Here is a 13,641-nt window from a genome sequence, read left to right as displayed (position 1 = left end):
GTCCGGACGCGCGTCCTGCTACGTTCTCGTCAGTTCCCGTGGATCACGTGCGCCGCTGTCGACGGCGACTGGTGGTGCACGAACGCCATGCGGCCGTAGTGCTGTGACGCGCTCGCCAAGCTGCACGAGCCAGCAACCGCCGCCGAGATCACGAGGGTGAGGATAAAGCGCTTCATGAGAGATACCTTCTGTTTGCCCGGGTAGCTTCCGCCCGAGTCGACTACCGGCTAGCAGCCCAACTGCGGTTGGAACCACTGCTTGAGCCGGAACGCGATAAGGTATTGCACGTGGCGTGCCGATCCCCAAGCCACTCACCGCATTGAGCTCGCGCCCAAATGGCCTGCAACGGCGACGCCGGTTAGGCCTGGTGGGTGCGGTTCAGCTCCCAGAGTTTCGGGTCGGTGCAGGAGACCGCGCGGCAGCCGCTCGCCAGCGTCTCGCGGACGTCGCTTTCGGTGGTGCAAAGCCCGCCGGCGATGCGGGGGACAGGGCACTTCTCGAACTTGGGTCCGACCTTGATCGCGACCGCGGCGGGGAGGATCTCAACGGCGTCGGGCTTTGACTTCTGAACCACATTCACCCCGCGGTCGACAGCGCGGCTATCCGAGATAAAGACACGGGTAATCGATAGCAGGCCCGCCTTGCGCGCCGGCCGTGCGAGGTAGTGGTGCACGCTGACGATCCCCTGGACGCGGTCGAAGCCGCGGAGGTACTCGAGGCCGGCTTCGCTGTTCTCGAGCCCCGCGATGAGGTCGATGTGGACGAAGACCGCCAGGTGCTGGAACTCGGGGAGCGAGAGGGCGTCGAGCGTCTGGGGCAGGTCGGCGATCGCCCCGCCCTGCAAGATCGCCATCGACGCGTAGGAGAGCGCGTCAGCGTGGGGCCGCGGGTCCCAGAGAACAGGGATTACTGGCGCCCTGAAGCAGTCGAGAATTCTCATGCCTGATGATCGCACCCAGTGGCGGCAAACGCAACGCGGTATTGAATGTTTGACGCCGCGATCAGATTTCTGTAGACTGCCGTCCCGCCGGGCTTGCCCCGGCCTACAACCTACTCGTCCTACTTGTGCTTTGCACGGGCCTAGATAAACAGAGAACGGCCCCGCGGTTGCTACCGCGGGGCCGTTTTTTTTTGCCATGTCTGATCGAGCTACCTCCAATCCGACAACCACCTTGGGCGACGGGTGCTTTGATGTCCTCGTAGTTGGGGGCGGAATCGTCGGCGCCGGCGTTGCACGCGATGCGGCCCTTCGCGGCCTGCGGACCGCCCTGGTTGAGCAGAACGACTTTGCCTCGGGCACGAGCAGCCGCTCGAGCCGGTTGCTGCACGGCGGAATCCGCTACCTGGCGCAGGGGAGGGTCGGTCTCGTTTTTGAGGCGAATAGCGAGAAAGGGGTGGTGGGGCACATCGCGCCGCACCTGTGCCAGCCGCTCCCGTTCCTGTTCCCCACCCGCAAAAAGACCGACTGGCAGCGCTGGAAGCTGTCGGTCGGCGTGCGGCTTTACGATCTGCTCTGCGGCCGCCGCAGGATGGGCCGCAGCAGCACCCTGAGCGTCGCGGGGATGCTCAGCCGCCTGCCGGGGCTCAACGACACGCGGCTCACCGGAGGGGTCCGGTACTTTGACGCCCTGACCAACGACTCGCGTCTTGTCATCGACACACTCCGCTCCGCGGCGAACGCCGGCGCGACCCTCGCCAACTACACGCGGCTGGAAGAGGCGAACCCCTCCGACGGCGAGTGGGAATGCCGGCTGCAGACCGCCGGCGGCGAGACCATCGCCTGCCGCGCCCGGGCCGTGGTCAACGCCACCGGTCCGTGGTCGGACCAGCTCCCCCAATCCAGCACCTCGCTACGCCTGACGAAGGGCGTGCACCTGGTTGTCGATCGATCACGGCTGCCGGTGCCTGAAGCCGTTGTCATGACCGAGGGCGACCGCATCTTGTTCGCCATCCCGTGGGGTGAACGGGTCATCCTAGGCACTACCGACACCGACTACGACGGCCCAATCGGCGCGCCAACCTGCGACCCCGAGGACGTCGACTACGTGCTCGAGGTGACGAACAACGCCTTCCCGCAAGCCGGCCTCACAACCGCTGATGTTAACAGCACGTGGGTTGGGCTCCGGCCGCTGGTCGCGCAGAAGAACGGCGATCCTTCCGACATCTCGCGGCGGCACGAAGTCACCACGGTCCACGCCGGCTGGTGGGACGTTACCGGTGGAAAGCTGACCACCTACCGCCTGATGGCCCAAGAAGCAGTCGATGCGGTCGCCAGCCGCCTGGGCGCGTCCGCCATGGGGTGCCGGACCGCCACGACGGCACTGCTCGATGAGAGCCAGCTCCACGGCAGCGGGCTCTTGCCGCCACCGGTGACGGAAGAGGCCGTGCAGCACTTCTGCCGAAACGAATGGGCCAGACACCTCGACGACGTCATGGTCCGGCGGAGCAGTTGGATCCACTACGAGAAAGACGCCGGGCAGGTGGCCCGCCAGGTCGCGGGGTGGATGGCGTCGGAACTGGGCTGGTCGCGGCAACGGCTCGAGGACGAGCTCGCCAGCATGACGCCGCCCACCAGCATGATAGATTTCGCAAATCACCCTCACTTTTTGGCGACTAGCGATCCATCGGAGTTTTGTCGCGAACGGCGCCAGCCACAAGCGGCCCCCTCGACATTGGAGTAGGATCCCCCCATTTTGAGGCGCTGGTCACGATACTCAATTCCTCATCCAGATCCGCCGACGATGCGGTAAGCAGCATCAACTGCAAGCACTCTTCAACTACCGCGATTAGGCCTCCGTTAATCCACTCGTCAAACATTCAATTCCTAGTAACCCATTGCGAATTCCCTCACCTCGCACTGAGTAATAGCACCGCGTCCTCGCTCTACTTAGCGCAGCCAAACGTTCAAATTCCGCACCAAGCCAGTCAAGTCAGCGATAACCTGGTGGTTTCGCGTCAGTATCGGCGTTCCGTAAGCTTACTTAACGCTTCCTTAACCCACTCAGGCGAGTTTCCGTTAGCATCTCGAGGTTGTGTGGCGATCACTGACTGCAGGAACTAAAGAAAGGCGAACAACTTATGAGTAAAGCAATCACTGGTGTAGCTGTTTTGGCCGCCGTCGGCGTAGCCGCGCTGGCCGCTGCCGCGACTCCGACAATACGTTTCAGCGAATACCTACTCGACGCTCCGGGCACGGACGGTGGGCGTGAGTTTATTGAGATCTCGGGGCCGCCTAACGCGTCCCTGGACGGGCTGAGCATTATTGAGATTGAGGGGGACGGCGGGTCCGCGGGTATTATCGACGGGTTCTTCGATCTCACGGGTCTCACTCTGGGATCCAACGGCCTGCTTCTACTCCGCGACGAGCCAATCATCCCAATCTCCGGTGTGGGAGACGTTCCCGCCGTTCTGGCTCCGACCCCTGCAGCCGAGACGAATGTCGAAGTGGAGGGCGTGTCGACTTCCTTCGCCGTCGGCGACTACAACAGCAGCGGCCGCATCGACGCCGCCGACTACACTGTCTACAGGGACCTCGTCTTGGCCGGTGAGGGGACCCTTCCCAACGACGGTACCCCCGACGTGGTTGACTCGGCAGACTACACCGCCTGGCAGTCGGCGTACGGTAGCTACGAGCCGGCTCACGCACTTTTCAACCGTGCTGGGGACATCGAGAACGGCTCGATCACGATGGTCCTAGCCCGGGATTTCAATGCCGGTCTTGACGTAGACCTGGACTTTGAAAACGACGGCGTTCTCGATATCCTTCCGTGGTCGGAAGTCCTCGACGCCGTGGGGTTTAACGAAGGTCCTGTCCCTGGCGCCAACGAGGGCGATCCACCAGCGCTAAACAATTCCTACGGCAAACAGCTCGGCGGCGTTGACTTTGAGGGGACACTGAGCGGGCTCGACGCCGTCCCCGGTATCTCCGCAACACTGGACGGTTACGTGCTGCTTTCCGACGGCGCCGGCGGCTACATCCGGGCTGCGTTCGATCCGGATGAGTCCAACGAAAGCAACCCGGAGTTCTTCTTCGACGACGGTGGCGTGCTCAGCCTGATCGACACCTCGCCTCTCGGTCCCTGGACCGCCGACATGGCGCCCGGCTTCCCAGAGATGGTGACCGTTGATGAGACCGGCGCCCTGTTTTTTGTGACCCCCGAGACCACCGCAATTACTGGTGAGTTGTTTGGAGCGCCGGGGCTCGTCGTGCTGAATGCAGAGGGCCTTCCGATCGATCCGTACTGGATCGTGTCGCCAGGCAATCTTAATCTTTCGGGGGTGGTAGGTGATTCGATCTTGACCCCTGCACCGTCGGCAATCGCGTCGGCGCCAGAGCCTTCTGCTGTGTGGCTGGCGTCGGCGCTGGCCCTGGTTGTTTCGTTCAAGCGTCGCTAGCGAGCGTAGATCCGAGCCGCGGCGTGGGGCCGTTGGGGCAGTGGCCCCCGCCGTGCAGGCTCGTCCCGTCACCCTGTAGTTGAGGAATCCCGTTGAACGGACCTGATGCCGGGCGAACCCGCCCATCACACCCCCGTGTTCCGCGATGCCCGCGTGCGGCCGGGTTCACTCTGGTGGAACTGCTTGTCGTTATCGCCATTATAGGTGTTCTGATCGCGCTCTTGCTGCCCGCAGTGCAGGCGGCGCGTGAGGCGGCGCGGGTCTCGCAGTGCAAGAACAACCTCTCGCAGATCGGTAAGGGGCTGCTGAACTTTGAGTCGGCCCAGAATCACTTCCCAGGCGGTTGGGACACCCGCGGCCTGGGCTGGTCGGGTCAGATTCTCCCGTACGTCGAGGAGCAGTCGCTGTATGATATGCTCGCCGAGACTACTTCCACCAAGATTATCCCGGGGGTCGGGCAGGTAAAAACCACTGCGTTTGTTTGGACTACCGGCCCCAACGCACAGGTGCTCGCCACTCCAATAGCGATGTACCGATGCCCGTCCTCCTCGCAGGCGGCAAGAACTTTCAACGGTATTCCTAACCGCCAGCCGACCGAATACGGCGCCTGTGTGTCGTCGAACGTGACCTGCGACAATACCGCCGGCGGGTGTCAGGTCCCCGGCACGCTCTCTATCGACCAGGCGCTAGAAGACCACAACGGCATGTTCTTTCAAGACAGCGACGTTCGCTTCGCCGAGATACTCGACGGTTCTTCCAAGACGATCGCGGTAGGCGAGCGCCACACCGATCTCGACACTACCCTCGACAACAACTCGATGGACTTTTGGCCAGTCGGCTCCTCTGACATCGGCAAGACGCCCGGCGCCAACGAGTGGACGGAGTTTGTCGCGTCGACGCAGGTGCCGCTCAATTACTGGGCTGACGCTACCGCGAACGGTCGGCATGTCGAGCTGGCGTTCGGTAGCTGGCACGCGGCCCCCGTGGCGCAATTCCTTCATGCCGATGGTTCGGTGCACCTGCTGTCTGACGATATCGACCCGGAGATCTATGCGGCAATGGGCAGCCGCAACGGTCAGATTGAACGTGAGCGGATGTATCTGCGGGAGTAGGCGACGCCACAACCCCACCGGAAATAACCGCCCCTAGAAGATGCGGAACACACCCCGATGTTGACTGGTAGGAACGCGAACATGGGCCATGTCTTGCCCCTCGCAAACTTGACCACCGCGTGCGTGTCGATCGCATGCCTCTTGCCGTTCTTGGTAGGCTGCCAGAAGCAGCGCGGCCCCGACTACAGCGTGCTGAAAATGTCACAGGTGACCGGCACGGTGACGCTTGACGGCCAACCGGTTTCTGGCGCCCGGGTCGAGTTCGTCGAGGCGGAAAAGCAGCCGCCACGTGTCTGCGCCGGCGAAACCGATGAGTCGGGCGAGTACACGATTTTTAGGGATCGGAACGTCCCGGGCTGTTTGCCGGGCGAGATGCTGGTGAAAATCACCGGGGAGTCTGGCGTCGATGACGATTCATCGGGCGGCGACCCGCTCCGCATCCCGGCCAAGTACAACCGAAAGACCGAGCTTCGACGCACGGTTGAGCAGAACAGTCGGCACACCTTCGACTTTGCGCTCGAATCTAAGTAGTGCTTCCTATTGCCCGGGCTGCCACCCTCCCGCGAGGGTGACACTCTACGGCTACGCGGATCTAAAACTGGCGCCAAGGGTAGAGCAATGGCGGCGGCGAAAGAAATTCGCGATCTCATCGACGCGGAGCAGTCTTGCGGCGGTCTGCCTTAGTCACTGTTCCGCGAGTGGCGTCGCCAACGACCATGCAATTGAGTGAGTGAACTCACCCCCCATTGCGCCCACTTAACTCCATCCGTCTTCCACACATTTGTCGTAAGAACCGGAGGGACGGCCGAACTAGAATGCTGTGCGAGCCTCGTCACGCCTGGGCCGCCCGCACCACTCAAGCTCCATGCCCAAGCTCGCCCTCGCTTTGCCGCTCACCGTGTCTTCGCATTTAGGTGATCAGACAACAACGACGACTAGACCGACTGCACCTAAGAATCCGGAGGTTGCCGCGTCTAGACCCTCGTCAACGCCAACAGCAAGGTTCACCTCCGCTGCGACGGTCCGACCAACGGCGCGCCGGACGCCAAGCCGCTGGCAGCGATAACGGCTCCAACGCGCTCAAATCGACTGATTCCCGCCGCCCGTTCGATCTGCAGCAGCTAATCACCCAGCCGATCGAGAAAGTCGTAATCGACGCCAGGTAGACGACCGACGCCCGTTAGCATAGCGTGGAGCGGCAGGAACCCTCACCACTGTCTTATTTTCCGCCGACGGCGGCCCTCCGATGCCTGCCCGACCGATCCTCACCGCCGCTACAGCCGTCCTGTGCCTGGCCGTACACCGACCGGAGGCGTGGGGCGACGTCCTCATTTCCGAGGTGATGTACAACGTCCAGGGAGCCGACGTTGAGGCCGGGGTCTTCAACAAGGAGTGGATCGAGCTCTTCAACTCGGGCGATCAGGTTGTGGACCTGGGCGACTGGTCGATCGGCGACTTGCAGGACGGCGACTTCGCCAGCCGATTTCCAGACCGCACGCTGCTCTACCCCAACGAAGCCATGGTGGTTACCGGCGACGCCGCAACGTTCGACGCGATGTGGGGCTCCGGCATCAAACGCATCGAGGTGCAGAATTTCCCCGCCCTAGCGAACAGCCCGTCCGCCACCAACGAGACGCTCGCTATCCGCAACGCCGCGGGTGTGATCGTGGACTCGGTCAACCTTCAGCAGTCGGGTGGCTGGCCCCGGATCGACGGATCGGACGGCCACGCCATCTCGCTGCTGCCGCAGGGGCTGAGCGTCGCGGGCAACGACGTCGGCGCCAACTGGTCGCCGTCGATTATGGGCGTGTACGGCGGTTGGTTTTCGGACGTCGGCGACCTGGGCGAGAACCACGGCTCGCCCGGATTCGTCGCGACCGAGCAGCAGTCGCCGTTCGCGCCGTCGCCGGACGCGGACTGGTCGATGGTGGTGCTGCCCGACACGCAAAACTACGTGAAGTCGACCCAATACCGCAACACCCTCACGCAGATGACGCAGTGGGCAGTCGACAACCGCGAGGCGTTCAAGATCCAGCTTGTGCTGCAGGAGGGCGACATTGTCAACAACAACAACACCAACAACCCAACCTCGGGCGACCAGGTCAGCAGTCAGCAGTGGGCCAACGCCAAGGCGTCGATGGGCGTCCTGGACGGGCAGCTGCCGTACATCTTGGCGGCGGGCAATCACGACTACGGCACGACCGACGCCCAGAACCGTTTGACCGAGCTGAACAACTACTTCGCGGCGTCGGACAACCCACTGAACGACCCGGCCCAGGGCGGGATCATGGCCGGGCAGAAAGACCCCGGGCGGCTCGAGAACGCCTACTACGACTTCGTCGCGCCCGACGGGCGGAAGATGCTGGTCCTCTCCTTGGAATGGGAGCCCCGCCCGGAAACGGTCGCGTGGGCGAACCAGATCGCGGCGGACCCGCAGTACGCCGACCACACCGCGGTGCTGCTGACCCACGCCTACGCGTACGGCAGCGAGCGGCGCTACTCCGGGAGCCGGGTCGAAGCCGACGCCGACGGCGAGGAGCTGTGGCAGGACCTGGTTTCGCAGCACGGCAACTTCGAGCTGGTGTTCAACGGTCACTTCGGCGGAGACGGCGCGGGCTACGTCGGCAGCCGCGGCGCCGGCGGCTCCGTGCATCAGATGTTTTTCAACACCCAGTTCCAGACCAACGCGGGCGGCGGCTGGCTCCGGCTGGTGGAGTTCCTGGAGGACGGCCGGACCGTGCGGGTGCGGACCTACTCGCCCTACTACGACCTCTACCGCACGGACCACGCCAACGCGTTCGATCTGGCGGTGTCGCTGAACCTGGCGGGCGATTTTAACCGCGACTCCGTGGTCGACGCCGCCGACTACGCCATCTGGCGCGAAGCTGTAAACACCGGGTCGCTGGCGGCCGACGCCAACGGCGACCTGCTCGTCGACCAGGCGGACTACGAAATCTGGAGGCTCAATTTCGGCCGCAGGGCGGCGGGCTCTACGCCCGCGGCCGCGCCCGAGCCTTCAACGCTGGTCCTGGCCTTCACGACGCTGACGGTGCTCGGCCGCCGACGCGCAACGCCTCCGCGGCCCGGGCGCCCCATCCATTACGCTAGGAGATCTGCTGCTTGATGTCCGATCGCCTCCGAGTCGTCAAACACTTTGTGCTGGACATGGACGGCACGATCTACCTGGGCGGCGCCCTCTTCCCAACGACCCTCCCCTTCCTGCAGACGCTCGCCGAGCTCGGCATCGGTCACACCTTCCTGACCAACAACAACTCGCTGAGCCGCGCCGACTACGTCCGCAAGCTCGCCGGGCTGGGGGTCGCCGCCGACGACAATCAGGTCTACTCCTCGGCCCACGCGACCATCCACTACTTGCAGACCGAGGCGCCCCAGGCCCGACGCCTGTTTGTCGTGGGAACCCCGGCGTTGCTCGGAGAGTTTGCCGCCGCGGGCTACGACTGCGTCGACAGCGACCCCGACGCACTGGTCGTCGGTTTCGACACCGCGCTGCCGTACGACCGCCTGTGCCGGGCGTCGTACCTGGCGGCCCAGGGACTCCCGTACGTCGCGACCCACCCCGACTTTGTCTGCCCGACCGACCAGCCGACCGTGCTGCCCGACTGCGGCGCTGTCTGCGCGCTGATCAAGGCCGCCGTGGGGCGAGAGCCCGACGCGGTGCCGGGCAAGCCCAACGGGGCCATGCTCCACGGCATCCGGCAGCGCCACGGCCTGACGCCCGCCGAGGTCGCCGTGGTGGGCGACCGGATCTACACCGACGTCCGCATGGGTCGCGACGCCGGCGCACTGGCGATCCTCACCCTGACCGGCGAGGCCGGCGAAGAGGACGTCTCCCGGGCCGCCCCCGAGGCCCGGCCCGACCTTGTCATCCGCGGACTCGACTCGCTAGCCGAGCAGCTCCGCGCCGCTCATCAGACCGCCTAAAGGAACGCCCCCGACGCCATGGCATCGCCACTCCAGAAGCTGAGAGCGTACTACGCGCCGCCACCTGCCCAGCCGCGTGTCTCGCCGGAGGAGGCCGCGCGGCTCTACCCCTCGTACCGCTGGCGGGCGTTGGAGGCGACCTTCATCGGCTACGCAACGTTCTACCTGGTGCGGAACAACCTCGGCATTGTCGCCAAGGACGTCGAGGACGCGCTGCTGTACAGCAAGTCGATGATCGGCGACATCCTGGCCATCACGGCGATCAGCTACGGTATTTCAAAGTTCGTGATGGGCTCGATCTCCGACCGCAGCGACCCCCGCAAGTTCATGGCGACCGGCCTGCTGCTGTCGGCCGTGCTCAACTTCGCCTTCGGCGGCTTTGAGAACTACTACGTCCACCTGGCGCTGTGGTCGATGAACGGCTTCGCCCAGGGCATGGGCTGGCCGCCTTGCGGCCGCGTCATGGGCCACTGGTACAGCGAGTCCGAACGGGGTTTCACGTTCAGCATCTGGAACACATCGCACAACCTGGGCGGCGCGATCGCCGGCATCCTCACCGCCGAGGCGGTGACGCGGTACGGGGGGTGGCAGTACGCGTTCTACGTGCCCGGGGCGCTCGCCGCGATTGGGGCGGCCTACCTTTTCATCCGCCTGCGCGACACGCCGCAGTCGGTCGGGCTGCCCCCGATCGAGGAGTTCCGCGACGACTACCCCGCCAATCAGGAACGCGGCGACATCGAGCGCGAGCTCTCGACCCGCGAGCTGCTGCTCGACAGGGTGCTGGCCAACAAGTACGTCTGGCTGCTGGCGATCGCGAACTTCTTCGCGTACATCACCCGCTACAGCATGCTCGACTGGGGCCCGACCTACCTGCGTGAGATCAAGGGCGCCGACATCAGCCAGGCCGCCTGGGCGATCTCGAGCCTGGAGCTGGCCGGCATCCCGTCCACCATCTTCTTGGGCTGGGTGTCGGACAAGCTCGGCGGCCGGCGCGGCATGGTTGCCGCGTTGTCGATGCTCCCCATCATCTTCGCGTTCGCGGCGATCCCGTTCGTGCCGCCCGGCTACCTCTGGGTCGACGTCTGCCTGCTGGGCGTGGTCGGATTCTTTATTTACCCGGTGATCAACCTGATCACGATCGCCGCCCTCGACGTGGTTTCCAAGAAAGCGATCGGCGCCGCGGCCGGGTTCATTGGACTCTTCGGCTACATCGGCCGCACGATCCAGGCGAAGGGCTTCGGCTGGGGGGTCGACGTCTACACCGCCTCGCACGACAAGCTGACCGCGTGGAACGGCGTGCTGGCGGTGATCGTCGCGTCCGGGGTGATCGCGGCGGTGCTGCTGGCGTTCACGTGGAACCTGCGGACCCGTGAGTAGCGGCGGCGGGACGCCGGCTCGCTAGGCCTGCGGGGCGTTGCTCAGCCGCGACGCCGCCGCCTCGTCGAGGTAGACGCGTGTCTGCTCGTGCTGCTGGAGGATCGACGCGGGCGTCTGGCGGCAGACCTCGCCCTCGAGGGCCCGCTGCACGGCCTGCGCCTTCCGCTCGTCCGGCACGGTGCAGACGATGGCCTTGCTCTTCAGGATCTGGCGGATGCTCATCGAGATCGCCTGGGTCGGCGTCGACTCGAGTCCCGGGAACCACCCCTCGCCGACCTGCTGACGGCGGCAGGCCTCGTCGAGCTCGACGACAATGTACGGCGTGTCGGTTTCGAAGTCGGCCGGCGGGTCGTTGAAGGCCAGGTGGCCGTTCTCGCCGATGCCGACGAATGCGACGTCTACCTCGTGCTGCTGGATCATTGCCGAGACGCGCCGGCACTCCGCCGCGGCGTCGGTCTCGCCGTCGAGCAGTTGGAACGCGGCGAGCGGCAGCGGCAGCCTGCTAATAAAGCGTTCCCACAGGTAGCGGCGGAACGAAGCCGGGTGGGCGATCGGCAGCCCGACGTACTCGTCGAGGTGGAACATCGTGACGCGGTTCCAGTCGACGCCGGGGGCCTCGACCAGGCGGCTCAGCATGTCGAACTGCGAGGCCCCGGTCGCCACGATGATGCTGGCCGATCCACGGTCGGCGATGGCCTGACGGATGAGCTCGGCTCCGTCGCGGGCCGCGGCCTCGCCAGCTTGTCGACTGTCCGCGTACACCGAAGTCTGCATAGGGTCACCCATTCTTGTGAGGGTTCACTCGGCCACCACCTCAGGACCGGCCGCGGCCTCGTAGAGCGGGCGCCCGCCAAGCGGGCGCCGCTAAATGTCTATCCGATGCGTGCAAACCAAAAGTTGCATGCACTTGCTTGCCGACCTCCAATTTAGCCAATCCGGCCGGGCGATCAACCGGTCTGCCGCTGGGACCTAGGGGCGGCGGATTCGTGCCTTGCCACCTAGACAACGCGGCGCGACGTCCGCAGCGCCGACGCGACCCGCAGGTGCTCGGCCATCTGGCTGCCCGCCTGATCGGCGTCGCCCTGAGAGAGGGCCTCGAGGATCTGGACGTGCTGCAGGTACTCGGGCTTCAGGGCGGACTGGCAGCCGCCGGAAATCCGGTAGGAGAGCCGTTTGTACGACCAGCACTTGCGGATGGTGGCCTTCATCGCCAGGTTGCCGCAGTACTCGGCGATCGCCAGGTGCAGGGCGAAGTCGAAATACTGCGCGGCCGGCTTCCATTCGCCGGACCTGTTCGGCTTGGCGTCGTGGCACAGGGCCCAGAGGTCGTCGACAACTTCGGCCGGCAGGCTGCCGGTCGCCATCGCGGCGGCTTCGGGCTCCACCAGTTGCCGCAGCTTGTGGATCTGCAGCAGCCACTCGGCGGCTCCGGCGGCCAGTTCCGCTTGGTGGTTGGTCTTCTGGACCAGGAGTCCCTCGGTCGCGAGACGGGCCATGGCGGTCGAGACCGGTGTGCGGCTGACGCCCAACTCCTCGGCCAGGCGCGTGGAGCGGAGCCGCGCGCCGGCGTCCAGCTCCTTGCGGACGATCTTCGCGATGACGCTATCCGCCACCCGGTCGACCAGCGAGGGCTCGCCCTCGTCCCCGTCAACGATGGGCAGGACCGCCGGGTAACGCTCGGGACGGAACGTGTGCTTTCGCTGCTTTGCAACCCGGGCCATCAGTCGAGTCTTCCTGTTTTACCGATTTTGGGTGACGGGGCTCGCCGACCAAGGCCCTGGCACAGACACGTGTACTTCTTTACCCGCTCTACGTACCGCCCAACGCCCGCCACGGGTTGTGGTGCGTCATCCGCGTGGCGTCGTCCTCCGAGACCCCCAGCCGCTCCACCAGATTGGCGACCCCCAGCGGGAGCGGGCAGGCAGAGCCCATCAGGTTCTTGCGATCGGCCGACCAGGTCGCCAGATCCTCGTCCACAACAACGTCCATGCCGCTGAGCGAGTAGACGCCCGGGCCCTGGCCGGCGGCGGCGATGGCGTCGCTGACGACAATCGCCCGATCGACGCCGACCACCGACAGGTAGTTGCGTAGCGCGAACAGCGGCACGTGGACGCCGTCTGCAATGAAGCAGACCCACAGCGCCCGCGAGCGGCTCAGCACGCGGTTGATGATGTTGTCGTGCCGGTCCTGTTCCCGTGGGCAGCCGTTTCCGAGGTGCGTGAACATCGAGAGCCCGGCGTCGATCGCCGCGTCGAGCTCGTCGAGCGCAGGGTTGCAGTGCCCGGCCGCGACGACGACCCCGCTGTCGACAAGCGAGCGCGTGGTCGCGTGGCCGGCGTCGTGCTCGGGGGCGAGCGTCAGTAGCTTTACCAGCCCGGCTCCGGCGTCCACCAGCCGGCGGGCCGCGTCGGGCGTTGCGGGCAGGACGTGCCGAGTCGGGTGCGCTCCGACGTACCCCGCCGCGCCGCTAATGAACGGGCCCTCGACGTGGATCCCACGGATCACACGGCCGACCACTGCCGACTGCTCGACCGCCTCGGCGATGCGACGGATCCGGCCGCTCATCGCGTCGAGCGACGTGGTGATCACCGTGGCGAGGATAGCGCCGACGCCGTCGGCCTCCAGGCGTTCGCACGCCCGCTCGAACTCCGCGACGCTCAGTCCGTCGGCGTTGAAGTCGACTCCGCCGTAGCCGTTGACCTGGATGTCGAACATAGAGCAGGGGTCCCGGGCGCATGGAGATCGCGAGCGGGCCGTGGAGTGGCGACGATGATTGACTTTCTGTATGTATTTAGAATAGTGTATTCACAATCAC

At 65.2% G+C, this 13,641-nt stretch carries 12 protein-coding genes; 7 read left to right on the top strand and 5 right to left on the bottom strand.

All coding sequences use genetic code 11. The features are described 5' to 3' along the window. Positions 1-29: 29 nt before the first annotated feature. Together Pla123a_RS24470 and Pla123a_RS05060 are read right to left on the bottom strand one after the other, a co-directional pair. Positions 30-176 carry a hypothetical protein gene (locus Pla123a_RS24470; RefSeq protein ID WP_197527690.1) on the bottom strand — a complete coding sequence of 49 codons (147 nt, stop codon included), beginning with the start codon at positions 174-176 and terminating at the stop codon, positions 30-32. A gap of 182 nt (positions 177-358) precedes the next feature. Beyond that, positions 359-940 (bottom strand): glycerol-3-phosphate responsive antiterminator, encoded by a 582-nt coding sequence (locus tag Pla123a_RS05060; RefSeq protein WP_197527689.1) that lies wholly within the window; start codon positions 938-940, stop codon positions 359-361. Between the two features lie 196 nt (positions 941-1,136). Between Pla123a_RS05060 and Pla123a_RS05055 the strand changes: the two genes are divergently transcribed. The 7 genes from Pla123a_RS05055 (at position 1,137) to Pla123a_RS05025 (ending at position 10,826) form a co-directional block, all read left to right on the top strand. Then, positions 1,137-2,681: a glycerol-3-phosphate dehydrogenase/oxidase gene (locus Pla123a_RS05055; protein WP_146584524.1), complete on the top strand. Its 1,545-nt coding sequence runs from the start codon at positions 1,137-1,139 to the stop codon at positions 2,679-2,681. A 397-nt stretch (positions 2,682-3,078) separates the two neighbouring features. Beyond that, complete coding sequence (locus Pla123a_RS05050) at positions 3,079-4,395, top strand: hypothetical protein (protein ID WP_146584522.1); 1,317 nt, start codon at positions 3,079-3,081, stop codon at positions 4,393-4,395. Between the two features lie 173 nt (positions 4,396-4,568). Beyond that, positions 4,569-5,507, top strand: coding sequence for a DUF1559 family PulG-like putative transporter (locus Pla123a_RS05045; RefSeq protein WP_197527688.1), 939 nt, complete (start codon positions 4,569-4,571; stop codon positions 5,505-5,507). A 123-nt stretch (positions 5,508-5,630) separates the two neighbouring features. Continuing rightward, the gene (locus Pla123a_RS05040) at positions 5,631-6,038 is read left to right on the top strand and encodes a carboxypeptidase-like regulatory domain-containing protein (RefSeq protein ID WP_146584519.1); all 408 of its coding nucleotides are present in this window, start codon (positions 5,631-5,633) and stop codon (positions 6,036-6,038) included. 715 nt (positions 6,039-6,753) lie between these two features. Next, positions 6,754-8,631 (top strand): lamin tail domain-containing protein, encoded by a 1,878-nt coding sequence (locus Pla123a_RS05035; protein WP_146584517.1) that lies wholly within the window; start codon positions 6,754-6,756, stop codon positions 8,629-8,631. After that, a complete protein-coding gene (locus Pla123a_RS05030) occupies positions 8,631-9,449 on the top strand; it encodes an HAD-IIA family hydrolase (RefSeq protein WP_146584515.1) in 819 nt (272 codons plus the stop codon). The genes Pla123a_RS05035 and Pla123a_RS05030 overlap by 1 nt, the downstream gene beginning before the upstream one ends. Before the next feature lie 18 nt (positions 9,450-9,467). Further along, positions 9,468-10,826, top strand: a complete 1,359-nt coding sequence (locus Pla123a_RS05025; RefSeq protein ID WP_146584513.1) for an MFS transporter — start codon at positions 9,468-9,470, stop codon at positions 10,824-10,826. 21 nt (positions 10,827-10,847) lie between these two features. Here Pla123a_RS05025 and Pla123a_RS05020 read toward each other — a convergent pair whose 3' ends face one another. From Pla123a_RS05020 to Pla123a_RS05010, 3 genes are all read right to left on the bottom strand, one after another. Further along, on the bottom strand, positions 10,848-11,600 hold the full coding sequence (locus Pla123a_RS05020; RefSeq protein WP_146584511.1) for a glucosamine-6-phosphate deaminase: 753 nt from the start codon (positions 11,598-11,600) through the stop codon (positions 10,848-10,850). Between the two features lie 224 nt (positions 11,601-11,824). Then, a complete protein-coding gene (locus tag Pla123a_RS05015; protein WP_146584509.1) occupies positions 11,825-12,547 on the bottom strand; it encodes a GntR family transcriptional regulator in 723 nt (240 codons plus the stop codon). Positions 12,548-12,635: 88 nt separating this feature from the next. Further along, complete coding sequence (locus tag Pla123a_RS05010; RefSeq protein WP_146584507.1) at positions 12,636-13,541, bottom strand: N-acetylglucosamine-6-phosphate deacetylase; 906 nt, start codon at positions 13,539-13,541, stop codon at positions 12,636-12,638. Between the last annotated feature and the right edge of the window lie 100 nt (positions 13,542-13,641).

Origin of the sequence: Posidoniimonas polymericola, from assembly GCF_007859935.1 — a bacterium.
Taxonomy (GTDB): Bacteria; Planctomycetota; Planctomycetia; order Pirellulales; family Lacipirellulaceae; genus Posidoniimonas; species Posidoniimonas polymericola.
This window is presented reverse-complemented; position numbering and strand designations above follow the sequence as displayed.

What these genes read in the sequence shown, in the direction of transcription:
- Pla123a_RS24470 (WP_197527690.1), bottom strand. Translation starts at nt 176, where the DNA reads ATGAAGCGCTTTATCCTCACCCTCGTGATCTCGGCGGCGGTTGCTGGC.
- Pla123a_RS05060 (WP_197527689.1), bottom strand. Translation starts at nt 940, where the DNA reads ATGAGAATTCTCGACTGCTTCAGGGCGCCAGTAATCCCTGTTCTCTGG.
- Pla123a_RS05055 (WP_146584524.1), top strand. Translation starts at nt 1,137, where the DNA reads ATGTCTGATCGAGCTACCTCCAATCCGACAACCACCTTGGGCGACGGG.
- Pla123a_RS05050 (WP_146584522.1), top strand. Translation starts at nt 3,079, where the DNA reads ATGAGTAAAGCAATCACTGGTGTAGCTGTTTTGGCCGCCGTCGGCGTA.
- Pla123a_RS05035 (WP_146584517.1), top strand. Translation starts at nt 6,754, where the DNA reads ATGCCTGCCCGACCGATCCTCACCGCCGCTACAGCCGTCCTGTGCCTG.
- Pla123a_RS05030 (WP_146584515.1), top strand. Translation starts at nt 8,631, where the DNA reads ATGTCCGATCGCCTCCGAGTCGTCAAACACTTTGTGCTGGACATGGAC.
- Pla123a_RS05025 (WP_146584513.1), top strand. Translation starts at nt 9,468, where the DNA reads ATGGCATCGCCACTCCAGAAGCTGAGAGCGTACTACGCGCCGCCACCT.
- Pla123a_RS05020 (WP_146584511.1), bottom strand. Translation starts at nt 11,600, where the DNA reads ATGCAGACTTCGGTGTACGCGGACAGTCGACAAGCTGGCGAGGCCGCG.
- Pla123a_RS05015 (WP_146584509.1), bottom strand. Translation starts at nt 12,547, where the DNA reads ATGGCCCGGGTTGCAAAGCAGCGAAAGCACACGTTCCGTCCCGAGCGT.
- Pla123a_RS05010 (WP_146584507.1), bottom strand. Translation starts at nt 13,541, where the DNA reads ATGTTCGACATCCAGGTCAACGGCTACGGCGGAGTCGACTTCAACGCC.